This window comes from Paraburkholderia solitsugae (assembly GCF_013177695.1).
Lineage (GTDB): Bacteria > Pseudomonadota > Gammaproteobacteria > Burkholderiales > Burkholderiaceae > Paraburkholderia > Paraburkholderia solitsugae.
Window position 1 is genome coordinate 1 of sequence record NZ_WOEY01000064.1, and the last position, 12,849, is coordinate 12,849.

At 63.2% G+C, this 12,849-nt stretch carries 13 protein-coding genes; 2 read left to right on the forward strand and 11 right to left on the reverse strand.

The features are described 5' to 3' along the window. Positions 1–210 precede the first annotated feature (210 nt). A complete protein-coding gene (orn, locus tag GNZ12_RS15460; protein ID WP_172311198.1) occupies positions 211–825 on the forward strand; it encodes an oligoribonuclease in 615 nt (204 codons plus the stop codon). A 22-nt stretch (positions 826–847) separates the two neighbouring features. Here the strand turns inward: orn and mog are convergent, their stop codons facing one another. Together mog and yjgA are read right to left on the reverse strand one after the other, a co-directional pair. Next, on the reverse strand, positions 848–1,504 hold the full coding sequence (mog, locus tag GNZ12_RS15465) for a molybdopterin adenylyltransferase (protein WP_172311200.1): 657 nt from the start codon (positions 1,502–1,504) through the stop codon (positions 848–850). After that, positions 1,485–2,096 (reverse strand): ribosome biogenesis factor YjgA, encoded by a 612-nt coding sequence (gene yjgA, locus GNZ12_RS15470; protein ID WP_121112389.1) that lies wholly within the window; start codon positions 2,094–2,096, stop codon positions 1,485–1,487. Before yjgA ends, mog begins: the two co-directional genes overlap by 20 nt. A gap of 306 nt (positions 2,097–2,402) precedes the next feature. On the opposite strand from yjgA, the gene pmbA reads away from it, so the two are divergent. Next, positions 2,403–3,773: a metalloprotease PmbA gene (gene pmbA / locus GNZ12_RS15475; RefSeq protein ID WP_074282596.1), complete on the forward strand. Its 1,371-nt coding sequence runs from the start codon at positions 2,403–2,405 to the stop codon at positions 3,771–3,773. 185 nt (positions 3,774–3,958) lie between these two features. Here the strand turns inward: pmbA and GNZ12_RS15480 are convergent, their stop codons facing one another. The 9 genes from GNZ12_RS15480 to GNZ12_RS15520 form a co-directional block, all read right to left on the reverse strand. Beyond that, positions 3,959–4,459 (reverse strand): dihydrofolate reductase, encoded by a 501-nt coding sequence (locus GNZ12_RS15480; protein WP_074282597.1) that lies wholly within the window; start codon positions 4,457–4,459, stop codon positions 3,959–3,961. A 157-nt stretch (positions 4,460–4,616) separates the two neighbouring features. Continuing rightward, positions 4,617–6,224 (reverse strand): sigma-54 dependent transcriptional regulator, encoded by a 1,608-nt coding sequence (locus GNZ12_RS15485; protein ID WP_328806015.1) that lies wholly within the window; start codon positions 6,222–6,224, stop codon positions 4,617–4,619. A gap of 24 nt (positions 6,225–6,248) precedes the next feature. Further along, positions 6,249–7,655, reverse strand: a complete 1,407-nt coding sequence (locus GNZ12_RS15490; RefSeq protein ID WP_172311298.1) for a hypothetical protein — start codon at positions 7,653–7,655, stop codon at positions 6,249–6,251. Positions 7,656–7,800: 145 nt separating this feature from the next. Next, complete coding sequence (locus GNZ12_RS15495; RefSeq protein ID WP_172311202.1) at positions 7,801–8,598, reverse strand: peptidase C39; 798 nt, start codon at positions 8,596–8,598, stop codon at positions 7,801–7,803. 6 nt (positions 8,599–8,604) lie between these two features. Beyond that, positions 8,605–9,315 carry a C39 family peptidase gene (locus GNZ12_RS15500; protein WP_172311204.1) on the reverse strand — a complete coding sequence of 237 codons (711 nt, stop codon included), beginning with the start codon at positions 9,313–9,315 and terminating at the stop codon, positions 8,605–8,607. Positions 9,316–9,417: 102 nt separating this feature from the next. After that, positions 9,418–10,821 (reverse strand): hypothetical protein, encoded by a 1,404-nt coding sequence (locus GNZ12_RS15505; RefSeq protein ID WP_172311206.1) that lies wholly within the window; start codon positions 10,819–10,821, stop codon positions 9,418–9,420. 29 nt (positions 10,822–10,850) lie between these two features. Further along, positions 10,851–11,501, reverse strand: coding sequence for a hypothetical protein (locus tag GNZ12_RS15510; protein WP_235993748.1), 651 nt, complete (start codon positions 11,499–11,501; stop codon positions 10,851–10,853). Next, a complete protein-coding gene (locus GNZ12_RS15515) occupies positions 11,498–11,986 on the reverse strand; it encodes a hypothetical protein (RefSeq protein WP_235993749.1) in 489 nt (162 codons plus the stop codon). The genes GNZ12_RS15510 and GNZ12_RS15515 overlap by 4 nt, the downstream gene beginning before the upstream one ends. A 62-nt stretch (positions 11,987–12,048) precedes the next feature. Continuing rightward, positions 12,049–12,585, reverse strand: a complete 537-nt coding sequence (locus GNZ12_RS15520; RefSeq protein WP_172311207.1) for a hypothetical protein — start codon at positions 12,583–12,585, stop codon at positions 12,049–12,051. Between the last annotated feature and the right edge of the window lie 264 nt (positions 12,586–12,849).

Genomic DNA, 12,849 nt, shown 5'->3' on the forward strand with positions numbered 1-12,849 from the left:
GTGAAGTACAGGGTAGGCATCCGGGGATTCCGTGGTATCTATGCGAGAATTATATGTTTCTTCCCGCCTGGCGGCGGGGGGATAAGCTCAAACCCGGCTCAAACCCGGCCCAAGCAGGCCTAGGCCGGCTCAAACCAATCTCATACGAACAATTGCCGCGGCAAGCCTGCTTCCAGTGAAGCCGTCTGCCCGGCCATCAGGGTTGCCTTCATGACTGACATCCTCGCCTCCACCGAACAGCCGCCGCTCGTGCGCAGCGACATGAATCTCGTCTGGCTGGACATGGAAATGACCGGGCTCGAACCGGACACCGACCGCATCATCGAAATCGCGGTAGTCGTGACGAATTCGACGCTCGACCGGCTGGTCGAAGGGCCCGTGCTGGCGATTCATCAGAGCGATGAGACGCTCGCCAAAATGGATCAGTGGAACCAGAACACGCATGGCCGCTCGGGCCTGATCGACCGCGTGAAGGCGTCGACGGTGAGCGAAGCCGACGCCACCGAACAGATTCGCGACTTTCTTGGCGCTTATGTCCCGCCTGGCAAATCGCCGATGTGCGGCAACTCGATCTGCCAGGATCGCCGTTTCATGGCGCGCTGGATGCCGGATCTGGAGCGCTTCTTCCACTACCGCAATCTCGACGTCAGCACCCTGAAAGAACTGTGCCGACGCTGGCAGCCGGCCATCTACAAGGGCTTCCAGAAGCGTGCGATGCACACGGCGCTGGCGGACATCCATGAATCGATTGACGAACTGAAGTACTACCGCGAGCACTTCCTGATTCCGGCAGCCTCGCAGGTCCCGGAAAGGCCCGCGGAATAACCCGTCAGCCGCCGTTTCAGTTTCAACCCTGCCGAGGCGCGCGCTGCGCGTTCTTCGGCCGGAACGCCTTCACCACGTCGGCGTTGGTTTCCACATACGGACCGCCGATCAGGTCGATGCAATAGGGTACCGCCGCGAAAATACCCGGCACTTTGACCGCGCCGCCTGCTTCGGCGTCACGCAAGCCTTCGAGCGTTTCCTTGATCGACTTCGGCTGCCCCGGCAGGTTGACGATCAGCGCCGCGTGCTCCGCGGTTTCGCGGATCACCGCCACCTGGCGCGACAGAATCGCCGTCGGCACGAAATTCAGGCTGATTTGCCGCATCTGCTCGCCGAAACCCGACATTTCCTTGGTTGCGACAGCCAAAGTCGCTTCCGGCGTCACATCGCGGCGCGACGGGCCGGTGCCGCCGGTGGTCAGCACCAGATCGCAGCCGACCTCGTCGACCAGTTCGATCAGCGTGGCGGAAATGGTGGGCGCGTCGTCCTGAATCAGGCGCGTGACCACTTGAAACGGGGAGGTCAGGGCGGCGCCGAGCCATTCCTGCAGCGCCGGTAAGCCTTTGTCCTCATACACGCCGGTGGACGCCCGGTCGCTGATCGACACGAGGCCGATCACGATTTCGTCGGGGTGCTGACGTGTCGCTTTATTGGCCACGTTACGCGTCGCGGTCGTCATCGTCGTCTTCCAGAGCGTCTTCTGCATCGGAATCGGTGTCGGCAGACGGGCCGTCGGCGTTCTTGATCCACTGGAACAACTCGCGGAAGTAGCGCGGCGGCTTGCTTTGCTGTGCTTCCTTGCGGGCGTTGCGGATCAGCGTGCGGCCCTGCTGCGGGTCGGCGTTCGGGTGCTGACGGATGAATTCGGTCAACGCGGCGTCGTCGGCGAGCAGTTTCTCGCGGGTGCGCTCGATCCAGTGCAGCTTGGCCGTTTCCGCCTTGTTGACGCCGTTATAGGTGTCGAGCGCGGTGCGCAGCGCGGCGGTTTCCTCATCCAGCAGCGAGCGCATCACGCGCCCGACGTACTGCACCTGGCGGCGCTTGCCCTCGTGGTCGGTGATGCGGCGCGCTTCGCGCACGGCATCGTCGAGTTTTTCGGGCATCGGCATGCGCTTGAGCGCGTCTTTCGGCAGGGCGATCAGCGCCGAGCCCAGCTCCTGAAGCTCGTGCATTTCGCGCTTGAGCTGGGACTTGCTGGGACGGTCGTAGCCGTTCTCGTCGACTTCCGGCTCGGCGGACTCGATGGGTTGAATGCGGGTTTTGCGTGTCATACCGATATTGTAACGTGCCGCGCGCGCGGAACCCGCCGTGCTGCTGCGCACAAGGCTTCGCGCGCGGGTTTTTGCCATCGCGGCAAACCCGGCAAGCCGGGACAAAGCCGGAGCACCGCCGGGGCAACGCCAGGCTCAGCGAATGCCAGGTACAGCTTCGCGTACCTTGCTATGATCGCGGGATGCGTGACTACGCAAATGAGCATGCAAATGAGCACGCAATTGGCGCGCGTAAAATGCGTACGCACGTGCGTGGCATGGGCGAACACACAGGGCCGCTCGGCCCCGAACAGGACGGCAACGACAATGGCAGCAGACATGGACGTCAAGCAGCGCTTTTTTCCGCATACCCAGGATGAACTGAAGGAAATCGCCTCGGACATCCTTCGTCACGCGAAGTCGCTCGGCGGTACCGACGCGGCAACCGAGATTTCCGAAGGCGACGGCCTGTCCGTCTCCGTGCGGCGCGGCGAAGTCGAGACGATCGAACACAACCGCGACAAGATGGTCGGCGTGACCGTGTTCATCGGCAACAAGCGCGGCAATGCGAGCACCTCGGACTTTTCTTCGCAGGCTTTGAAGGACACGGTCGCGGCGGCGTACAACATCGCGCGCTTCACGGCTGAAGACGACTGCGCGGGTCTCGCCGAAGCAGACTTGCTCGAAACCGCACCGCGCGATCTCGATCTGTATCACCCGTGGAATCTCTCCGCGGACGAAGCGGTGGAAATCGCCCGCCGCTCGGAAGATGCCGCTTTCGCAACCGATCCGCAGATCAAGAACTCGGAAGGCGCGAGCGTCTCGGCGCAGCACTCGCAATTCGTTCTGGCGACTTCACGCGGCTTCCTCGCGGGTTATCCGTACTCGCGTCATTACATTGCGTGCGCGCCGATCGCCGGCAGCGGCCGCAACATGCAGCGCGACGACTGGTACACGTCGACCCGCAGCGCGGCAGACCTCGCCGATCCGGAAGCGGTGGGCCGTTACGCAGCGCAACGGGCGCTGTCGCGCATCGGCGCGCGCGGGCTCGACACGCGCAAGGTGCCGGTGCTGTTCGAAGCGCCGCTCGCCGCCGGCATTCTCGGCGCCTTCGTTCAGGCAACAAGCGGCGGCGCGCTGTACCGTAAGACCTCGTTCCTGGTCGACAGCCTCGGCAAGCCGGTGTTCGCGCCGCACATCCAGGTGGTCGAAGATCCGCACGTCGCGCGTGCGATGGGCAGCGCACCGTTCGACGAAGAAGGCGTGCGCACTAAACAGCGCTCGGTGGTGAAGGACGGCGTGGTGGAAGGCTACTTCCTGTCCACCTACTCGGCGCGCAAGCTCGGCATGCAGACCACCGGCAACGCCGGCGGCTCGCACAATCTGTCGCTGCGCAGCTCGAAGACGCGTCCGGAAGACGACTTCGAGGAAATGCTGAAGAAGCTCGGCACGGGCCTGTTGCTGACCGAACTGATGGGGCAGGGCGTGAACTACGTGACGGGCGACTATTCGCGCGGCGCGTCGGGCTTCTGGGTCGAGAATGGCAAGATCCAGTATCCGGTCGAGGAAATCACCGTGGCGAGCACCCTGCAGGAGATGTTCCGCCATATCGTCGCTATCGGCGCGGATACGATCACGCGCGGCACCAAGGAAACGGGCTCGGTGCTGATTGAACGGATGACGATCGCGGGGCAGTAAGCGGTTCGATCAAGTGACGCCGAAACCGGCCGCGGACCGGTTGTAGAGCAGGGCTGGAAACAGAAACGCCACGCGTGCAACCGCGTGGCGTTTTTTTATGCGTGCGTGGCGGCCGGTAGCGAACGAAGAATGCGCGATGCACGGTGCGTGAAGCGCGGACCGTCAGTCAGGCGTGGCGTAAAACCTCAAGCGCCCTTGCGCTTATACGTCACGAACGCGTAATCGAAGTCATTCGGGGCATCCGCGCGATGCGTTTCATGCGCGACTTCTTCCCACTCGCTTTCATCGAGTTCAGGGAACGTGGCGTCGCCTTCGAAGTCGGCGGAAATCTCCGTGATGATCAGCTTGTCGGCCTGACGCAATCCTTCCGCATACAGTTGCGCGCCGCCGATCAGAAACGCTTCCGGCGCCTGGTCCTGCGCGGCGAGCTTCAGTGCGTCCTCGAGCGTGGTGGCCGCGTCGCAGCCCTGGAAGCGCCGCGCGGCATCCCGTGTCACGACAATGTTGCGGCGTCCCGGCAACGGCCGGCCGATCGATTCATGCGTCTTGCGGCCCATGATGATGGGCGCGCCCATCGTGGTGCGCTTGAAGAACGCGAGGTCTTCGGGAAGTCGCCAGGGCAACTGGTTGTCGCGGCCGATCACGCCGTTATTGGCGCGAGCGACGATCAGGGTGAGCGTCGTCATCGAATGGAAAGGGGAACGTAACCGGGTTGATTCTACCTGAGGCGCAAGACGGTGCCGCTATGTCAGCCGGTTCCGCGCCCGGATGTGCGGCAGTACCTCCACCGTGACAGGCAACGCGCCACCGGCCGGGCCAGACCAACCCAGCCGGCGCTGCGCGTCATTTGTGCGGAGCCTCGTCGACGGCGAACGCTTCAATCGCCGCCTTCTCGTCGGCCGCACTTAGCTCGCGCAGTCCGTGGTGGCCCATCAGCCGGTACAGCGTCACGCGCGAAATTTTCAGATCCACCGCCGCCTCATTCAGCCGATGACGGTGCCGCAGCAGCGCCGCTTCGATCGCGCGCTTCTCGGCGGCTTCGCGCGCTTGCGAGAGTGTCACGGTCTGTTGCGCGGTGAACTGCGCGAGATCGAGGTCGTCAGCGGAAATCAGCTTGTTTTCCGCCATCACGATCGCGCGGCGCACGCGGTTGATCAGCTCGCGCACATTGCCGGGCCAGTTGTAGTTGTGCAGCGCCTCGATCGCCGACGGCGTGAAGCCGCGGATCTTGCGTGCGCTATCGGTCTTGAACTTGTGCAGGATGTGATGCGCGATGATTTCAATATCTTTGCCGCGCGCCCGCAACGGCGGTTCGTCCACCCGCAGCACGCACAGGCGGTGAAACAGATCGGCACGGAACTGCCCTTCGCGCATCGCGCCTTCCAGGTCGACGTGGGTCGCCGAAATGATCCGCACGTCGACCGGAATCGATTCGTGACCGCCCAGGCGCTCGATCTTGCCTTCCTGCAGAAAGCGCAGCAGGCTCGCCTGGCTTTCGAGTGGCAGATCGCCGATTTCGTCGAGCAGCAGCGTGCCGCCATCGGCGGCTTCGACCCGGCCGATCTTGCGCTGATTCGCGCCGGTGAACGCGCCGCGCTCGTAGCCAAATAGTTCGGACTGCAACAGATGATGCGGAATCGCACCGCAATTGATCGCGATGAACGGCGCCTTGCGGCGCGGCGAGCGTTCGTGAATCGCGAGCGCGGTGAGTTCCTTGCCGGTGCCCGACTCGCCGGAGATGAACACACTCACGTCGGTGTTCGCGACCTTGCGAATGGTGCGAAAGAGTTGCTGCATCGCGTCGCAGGTGCCGACCATTTCGTCGTCGTCATCGGCGGCGGGCGCGGCCGGCGGGATCTCATCGGCATCGCACAACGCCACCATGCCGAATGCGTGACTGGCGAGGTAGTCGATCGTGGCGTTGGCCACGGGCGTCTTGACGTAGTCGAAGCAGTAGTGACGGATCAGACGCCGCACGTCGGGGTCGGTGAGGCGCTCCGACGTAGCGAGCGCAATCCAGCCGATCTGCTGTTGACGCAAACTCGCTTCGAGGCCGCCCAGGTCGCGCAACGCAAAGCTGGCCAGATCGACGATGCCGGTGCATATCACGTCAGGTTTGAGCAGGCGCGCGAGTTCATGCGCCGAGCGGGCGACCATCACGTGCCAGCCGCGGCTCTTCAGATGGGCGGTCAGCGTCTCGTCCGGCGTGCGCGCGACATACAGCAGCGTGCGTTCGGTCTGCGCGTGCGGCAGACCGGTCTCTTTCGCTGCGGCGGAGGGTTTGTGCAGGCGCCCCACCGCGGCCTCCTGAGGGCGCGCCAAAGAGACTTCCGGCGGACGCCCCACGAGGACTTCCGTTGCTCGTGTCACAGGTGCTTCCGGCGCTCGGGCAATCGACAGATGAGCGCCGGAAGGCGGTGTAACGCTGCTCAGATGGGGTGATTCGCGCACGATCAACCTCGTATCGTTGGCACGTCAAAAAGTGTAGGGAAAGCGCACGCCGATCACGAAGTTCGGCGTGTCAGGCGTGAGGCCGACAGACACCGAACCGTTGATCGTCAAGTGCTTGTTCACTACGTGATTCAAGCCGAAGGTCAGTGCGGCAGCGGTGGTCTCGCTGCCCGGCACCTTCGAATAGGTTCCGCCTGGCGCCTTGGTCTGCGACTCGGGTTCCAGCGCCATGGTGTACGAAATGCTGGCGGAGTCCTTGTCCGAGAACGCGAGCGCCACGCCGCCGCCGAACTGCACGACGTCGCCGATCTTGACCGTCGCCGGTTCGGTCTGGCCGATGACCGACGAGATGTCCGAGAACGAGCGCGCGATGTTGTAGGTGTACGAGACGCTGCCGAACAGCACGACCGGATCGTAGGTCTTCAACACCGACAGACCCGCCGTGATGTTCCAGAAGCCGGTACCGGTGGGCAGCTTGGTGGGGGCGACGAGGTTGGTGTTGTCCGCGTCGACCTGCTGCAGCTTGATACCGAACGGCGACGAGCCGGTCGGCGCCTTGACGCGCAGGCTGCCGACCAGGTCCGGCAGACTGTTGGTTTCCTTCAGGATCTCGTAGTAGATCCCGAGGTTGACGTCACCAATGTCGCTCGAATTTGCCGAGGCGTCCGAGACCGTATTGGCGGCCCCGCCGGCCCCGCCGACGATGAAGTTGCTGTGCCGGTAGATATAGGGCACGTCGACGTCGACGCTAATGCGGTCGGTCAGACCGTAGCGCGTGTCGAGGTCGGCCATCACCTGGTGCGACTTGGTTTCGCCGAGGTTGATGTTGCCGAGGAAAATCGCATCGAGCGCGAGGAAGCCGGACAGTTGCAACTGGCGGCGGTCGTAGTAGGTATCGCTGATCCCCCAGTCCATGGTCAGCTTGTGCTCGAACAGCGGCGTGTGCTGCTGGTTCTGCACCACTGCGTCTTCCGATTGCGTGCGCACCGGTTGCGCCGCCTTCTGGGTCTGGCCGACCGCGCCGGTGCCGTCGGTCGCTGCCGGCAGACCGCCCCCACCGCTGTTATCAGGCACCGGCGGATTGACCGGCACGCCGGTCGCGGTGCCTGTGCCGTTGCCCGGCGCGGGCGTGCCCGGGTTCACCTGGGCCAGCGGCGGCAGCGGCACAGGCAGGCCGTCCGCGCCAGGTTGCTCGGCGACCGTGGCGTCGCCGGTCGGCGCGCCGTAACCCGGCGCGCCGCGGCCGCGCTGCTCCATTTCGAGGTTCGTGACCTGCCGTTCGAGTGAGATGATCTGCTTTTGCTGCTCGCTGACGACGCGCATGAGCGTGTTCAGCCGGTCTTCAACGGATTGATCGGCGAGCGCCTGCGCGCTGGCCCCCTGCGATAGCGCAAACAGCATGACTGCGGCCGGAATGGCCGCTAACGCCATGCGTGGCGTACCGGTCTTTGAGAATCTGATCATTTTTGTTCCCCCGGTATTCTGACTGCGCGTCGCATGTCTCCTTATGCATCGCGCGGCCGCTTTGGTACTGCTTTGGTACTTGGTCTCGGTCCTGGTCGGGTGGCGGCCCGTGTTATCTCCTTACGGTGTTTTGCAGGGCTTGCAGGACGCCTATCTGGCGCAGCATCGAGGCCGACATCTGCTGCGTTTGCAGATGCAGTTGCAACTGGTTGGCGACTTGCTGGTTATTGCCTGCGATCTGCAAGAGTTGGGCAATCATGCCGGCTTGTTGCGCGCTGCCCGGCGCGATGGTTTGGGTGGCCATACCGGCCGGCGTTTGCAGCGCGATCGAGATGCCGCCGTTGGCGAAACTGACGGCGGCGGTCACCGAGCCGTTCGCATTGCTTGCGGCTGCCGACGTTGCATTGTTATAGGTGCCGCCCGTCAGGCTGCCAGGTGAGGCGTCGAAATCGATCAGCGCCTGGTTGGTGCCGAGGTTGCCGTTGCCGGCCACCTGGGTGATCTGCGAGACGCCGTTGACGTTGACGTTCTGCCCGCCGCTCGCGCTGGCGTTGTGGTTGGCGCCGCTGCCCCATGGTCCGTTCCTGGTCACGGAGGCCGATGAACTGACCTGCACGCTCGGCGCGTTGAGCGCGTTGGTGACGATGGAGAGCGCACCCGAGGCGACAGCGGTGGCGCCGTTCGGCAGCTGCCATTGCGACAGCAGGTTGATGACGACGCCCGAAATGATGTCCCCGACAATCCCTTTGCCGGTCTGGTTGGCGAGGACGGTGTCGTCGACGGGTTGCAGCTTGAGGGCGCCGACGTCTTCAAACACAGTCGGCGCCTGCTCGGCAGCATGCGCGACTGATGCAAGGCCGCACGTCGTGAAGCACAACGCACAGCCAATGGCGATTAGGTTTCGGTCCATGATGAGTCAGAACAACTCTGCCTTGATCAAACCGTATTCAACAAAGGGAGTCGCGGCCGTGCCGTTTTCCAGCGCGCGTTCGCGCAGCTTGAGCGCGAGCGACTCGTTGCCTTGCAAGAGCGGAGAATCCTCCTTGAATGGCTTACCGACGACCGCGAATACGAGGCCGTTCCATTTCTTGACGAAGTCGTCTTCCATGACGATGCGGTTGCCGAGGGCGGGGTCGGCAATGAAGATGCGGCCGTCTTCCGCGTGTTTGACGATGACGAAGTGCTCGTAGCCGTCGCTGTTCATCAGCACGAGCACGGGAATCTGCAGGTGATAAAGCGCTTCAGAGGTGACGCGGAAACCTCGGCCGCGCAGGCCGATTGTTTCGACGAACTTCTTCATGTCGAGCATCGAGAAGCCGTTCTTGACCACCACCTCTGGTGTCGAAAACACCATCATCCGGCGGATCATTTCGGTTTCTGGAATGTCGATGCCGTAGCCGTACTTCAGCAACGTGGCCAGAGCGGCCGAGCCGCAGCTGTAGTCGTAACGCTGCGAAACGATGTGGTTGTAGCGTAGCTCGCGGATCGAGCGCACGTTCATGTTGAACGGCACGCCCGCTGCGGCGTTCATGGAAAGGGCACTCTGCGCATGACCCGTCTGTGACAGCACGAGTCCGGCGAAGAGTGCCGCAAAAAAGCCATGCGTTGCCCTGCTCACCCCGAACATGGTCTATCCCCCCCAGGGGAGACAACCGGTCAGCCCGAAGGCTGACCGGTTGTCTTCCTGCTATACAGCTTTAGTTGCTGATTACCGACTACTGACTACTGATTACTGATGCGACACGCTGGCGATTGCAAGGCCGTTGTGTTGCAGGTTGCCTACGCCCGATGCGATATTCACACCGATGTTGCCGTCAGCATGGTTGAGAGCACCCGCGCCGAGGATCGCCGAGCCGGTGAACTGGCCATTGACGCCTGCGTCCGCGGTCTGGCAGTTCTGGTCGCTGGCGATAACTTCGCCACCTTGCATGCCGCCTTTGTCATGCCCCCAGCCCATACCGCCGCTGCTGCTGCTGTCCGTCGTAGCCGATGCTGCCAGGCTGTTGTTCTGCACGTTGCCCACACCCGAGGCCACGTTCACACCGATATTGCCCGTCGCATTGGCCAGTGCGTTTGCGCCGACGGAAGCCACGAAGTTGAAGTCACCCACTTTCGCTGTGCCGTCCGACGTTTGGGTCGAGTAGATCTGTGCGGTACCGAACACGGGGCCGACATCCATGTTCGACAGCGCGGCGTCGTTGGACTGGGCGTTGTCTGCGCCGGAGGAGATGTTGACGCCGATGTTGCCGCTTGCGTTAGCCAGCGCGCCCTTGCCGATGCTGGCGGACATCTTCGTCGCCTTTTCGGTGTCGATGTGCTGGGTGATGGTGCCCATGACCGTGATGGAGCCGCTGTTGTCATCGTAGTTATGGGTCCAGCCGTAGGCGTGGCTGCCTTCCGAGTAGCTGGAGCTCACCTTGTAGCCATGGCCGCTGTTGGTTTCCGTCGCTGTGCTCTGGCTGGCTGCTGCGTAGCCGCCGAACGCCACGCCGTAGCCGGCTGCCTGGGCTGCAAAGCCGCCGCCGTAGTTGTCCGAGGCGTGGGTGTTCAGTGCGCCAGCGAAGCCTGCTGCTGCGCCACCGAAGATGACGCTCCCAACATGGCCGAGACCGGCGATAAAGCCCGCTGCGAGGAAGCCGTTCGCGGAGGCATGCGTGTTTACGTAGTTGTAGCCTTTATACGACGATTCGACGCCCGTCGCGAAGCCGCCGCCTGCGATAAAGGCGGCGCTCGACGAGGCCGTCTTGCTTTGCGTGTTGGTCTTGTCATAGGCCCAGGCGTTGCTGCTAAACGACTGGCTCACGCCCCAGCCACTGCCACCGCCACTCGCATGGTTCCAGCTTTTCGTCGTATCGATTGTCGTGGTCACCTTGCCGCTGGTGTAGCTCTGCGGCGGCGTCTTCATGTTGACATCGCCGATGTCCACGTTTTGCGTGTTGTTGACCGTGGCGCCGGAGCTGCTCGATACATCGACCTTGCCGCGCAGCGTAATGAAGCCGAATTCGCCGATGTCGGTATAGACGTTCGTTGCCGTAAAGAGCTCAGCCGGGTCGCAGCCGGCCGTGCATTCGGCGTAAGCGGAACTTGCTGCCATCGTCGACAGGACAGCCGCTGCAATGATAGTGCGCTTCATGATGACGCTCCGATAAAGAGTGTGGCTCGTTAGAAAAAGGTGCCCGCCGGGGGACGGAGCACAAAACTGTTTGAACTGACGTTACCCGAGCCGGCTGTCTGGTTGATCTGAACGATCCCACTGACGTTCTTGAGCGCGTCCGCACCGATGGACACCTCACGTGCGTCGTGGTTGTCGCCAGACTTTCCCAGACCACCGCCCTTGGCGGTCGTAGCGGATAGCACCCCATCCGCTACGATCTCCGCTTCAACCGGTCCAGAACCAATTACGGCGCTGTTCCGCTGAAGATTCCCTACACCCGCCGACTGATTCACTTCGATAAGGCCAGAGGTGTTTGAAAATGCATCATTGCTGATCGTGCTTTTCGCGGCCGTCGTCCGGGCGTTCGTGGACGCGCTCTGTGAGCTTCCGATCAGATTGAGAGGGACTTGTCCGTTGGTGAACACGCCCTGATTCGCTTGCACGTTGTCGAGACCCGCTGACTCATTGATGGCAACGACGCCAGTCGCGCCGTTGGCCGCGCCGTTGCCGATCACCGACTGCGCGTCGACGAGCGCGGGTGGCGTTTGCGCGTGTGCCGCGACGCTCGCAAGACCCAGCAGCGCACAGACCATCAGGGGCCAGCGCGGTTGTTTGCGTGACGGAAGGCGCTTCGTTGCCGACGCGTGCGTCGTCTTCATTTCATGGCTCCTAAAGCAGCGCCGAGGGGGGCGAGGGCACCGTTGACCGACTGGGCGATCGAGCCGCCGATTCCGCCGGCGCCGCCGAAGCTGGCGCCTGCGCCAACCGGAACGGAATTGCCGTTGCCTGCGAGCATGTGCTGGACGCCGTTGGTGCCGACCAGCGCCGACATAAAGCCGTTGCCGGTGATGCCGCTGGTGCCGTGCGCGCCGTTCAGATCGAGATCGCTGGCGGTCGAGCCGAGCGCGCCGTCGAAGGCCGCGGTCGGGAAGGTTTGGACCTGCACGGAAATCGGGTCCTGGCTCTTCGGCACCGGGACGAACGCGTCGCGTGGCGTGATGTCACGCTCGATGACGAGGTTGCCCGGCTCGGTCGACTGCGCGGCCGCGCCCGTCACGGTGCCGGCAGCGAGCACGCCGAGCAGCGCGCACAGCAGGGCTGCGCAGGGGCGGCAACTGCTCGGCTTCTGGGTTGAGGCGTTCATGTCAGTTCCTTGCGGGCGGACGATCGGTCGGTGCGGTGTTGGGCAGCGAGCAGGTCGTTGCGCTAATTTCTCTGGTAGCTCGTCACGTTGCCTTGTGCGGAGCGGGCGACGTCGACGGGAACCGGCAACTGCGACGGCGGGGCGATTTCGTCCCACAGCGTCACGCCGTTGCCGCGCATCATTTGCGGCGTCGCGGAGACCATCACCATGCCGCCAAAGCCGCCGCGCTGGCTGGACAGCGCCTGATCGTCCAGCACGAGGTCGTTTACTAGCGGGGCGTCGGCGGGGATGCTCAGCGCGTTGCCGGCCAGATCGCTGTGTGACGCGGCGCTGTCGTCCGTGCCGGCCACGGTGTTTTGCACCGCAGCGGGGCTCGCCGTACCGGTAGCCGCCGTGTCCCGGGCCGCCACCGCTGCGAGCGTCGTGCTCGCGAGGGTGGCGGAGCCGGCATCGGCGGTTTCGGACATTGCGGCGGATTGGGGCAGTGTGAATTCCTGTGCATTGACGCCAACTGGTAGCACGATCAAAGCGGCCGCGGCGGCGCATAGTGCGGCGCAAGGTGCAATGCTGCTCAGGTCGATGCGGAAAGCGAGTCGCATGATGTATCTCCTTGGTGCACAGCATTTAGCGAAACGTGTGCCATGAGTCGCAATCCATTGGTGCGTCTGGATGTGACCCGCATACCTCGGAGTAACAAGGGAGAAATCAGACAAAAACGTTTCAGCGCTGTAACGGCAGGCAGAAAATACCTGCAATTCGTTAAATCCGAAGGTATGAACTACCTGAGGGTGAACGCCAGGAAAAGCGCTTCCACTTCGGTTTTATTCATAAGCTGAATAAGTCTCGATCGGCCGCCTGGCCTT

Bases quoted from the DNA above. Each gene is read 5' to 3' on its own strand.
- orn (WP_172311198.1), top strand. From the start codon at position 211: ATGACTGACATCCTCGCCTCCACCGAACAGCCGCCGCTCGTGCGCAGC.
- mog (WP_172311200.1), bottom strand. From the start codon at position 1,504: ATGACGACCGCGACGCGTAACGTGGCCAATAAAGCGACACGTCAGCAC.
- yjgA (WP_121112389.1), bottom strand. From the start codon at position 2,096: ATGACACGCAAAACCCGCATTCAACCCATCGAGTCCGCCGAGCCGGAA.
- pmbA (WP_074282596.1), top strand. From the start codon at position 2,403: ATGGCAGCAGACATGGACGTCAAGCAGCGCTTTTTTCCGCATACCCAG.
- GNZ12_RS15480 (WP_074282597.1), bottom strand. From the start codon at position 4,459: ATGACGACGCTCACCCTGATCGTCGCTCGCGCCAATAACGGCGTGATC.
- GNZ12_RS15490 (WP_172311298.1), bottom strand. From the start codon at position 7,655: ATGGCGTTAGCGGCCATTCCGGCCGCAGTCATGCTGTTTGCGCTATCG.
- GNZ12_RS15495 (WP_172311202.1), bottom strand. From the start codon at position 8,598: ATGGACCGAAACCTAATCGCCATTGGCTGTGCGTTGTGCTTCACGACG.
- GNZ12_RS15500 (WP_172311204.1), bottom strand. From the start codon at position 9,315: ATGTTCGGGGTGAGCAGGGCAACGCATGGCTTTTTTGCGGCACTCTTC.
- GNZ12_RS15505 (WP_172311206.1), bottom strand. From the start codon at position 10,821: ATGAAGCGCACTATCATTGCAGCGGCTGTCCTGTCGACGATGGCAGCA.
- GNZ12_RS15510 (WP_235993748.1), bottom strand. From the start codon at position 11,501: ATGAAGACGACGCACGCGTCGGCAACGAAGCGCCTTCCGTCACGCAAA.
- GNZ12_RS15515 (WP_235993749.1), bottom strand. From the start codon at position 11,986: ATGAACGCCTCAACCCAGAAGCCGAGCAGTTGCCGCCCCTGCGCAGCC.
- GNZ12_RS15520 (WP_172311207.1), bottom strand. From the start codon at position 12,585: ATGCGACTCGCTTTCCGCATCGACCTGAGCAGCATTGCACCTTGCGCC.